This window comes from Shewanella sp. DW31 (genome assembly GCF_015767295.1).
In the GTDB taxonomy this organism is placed as follows: Bacteria; Pseudomonadota; Gammaproteobacteria; order Enterobacterales; family Shewanellaceae; genus Shewanella; species Shewanella oncorhynchi.
Window position 1 is genome coordinate 1 of sequence record NZ_JADWMP020000063.1, and the last position, 557, is coordinate 557.

Below are 557 nucleotides of genomic sequence, written 5' to 3' on the forward strand. Positions count from 1 at the left end.
GTTTCTGGAAAATGGTGATATCACTTGCTCCTTTGTCACAGGAACCGAACGCTATCATTTTTCCCGGCTGGCAGGGCTTTCCTTACCTGCTTCTTATCCGGAACGGTGGTTGCGATCTATCGGTAGTATGGCCGAAGGACCCGATCGCCTTGTTGTGGTTTATGTGAAAAAAGTAGCAGCGAATAAAGCGGCCTTCGTCATTGTGGATTCGCAGTATGTCCAGGAGCTCATAGAGATATTGGCAGCAGAGAGAGCATCAGCCTTTAGCCTGACATTCGGCGCAGGGGAGGCGATTACCAGCGCTGCGACGTTGCGCGGTAAGGCGTTTTTAACGCAGCGGTTCACCTCAACCGATCACACTCTCCAGCTGATGGTGCGAACCCCCTTCTCAACGTTATCGGCATACTGGTTACAAAACCTTTTTATTTTTGTTCCGCTGTCATTGTGTCTTTCTGTAGGGATGATGTTGTTCTACAGGCGCTGGTATTTAAAACGTTTATCTCTGGCCCGGGAGATTGCCAGGGGAATAACGCACAATGAGTTTACGGTACATTATC

The 557-nt window shown here is 49.2% G+C and carries 1 protein-coding gene; it reads left to right on the forward strand.

The features are described 5' to 3' along the window. A partial coding sequence (locus GWI56_RS21620; protein WP_198574028.1) for a CSS-motif domain-containing protein occupies window positions 1-557 on the forward strand: 557 nt, incomplete at both ends.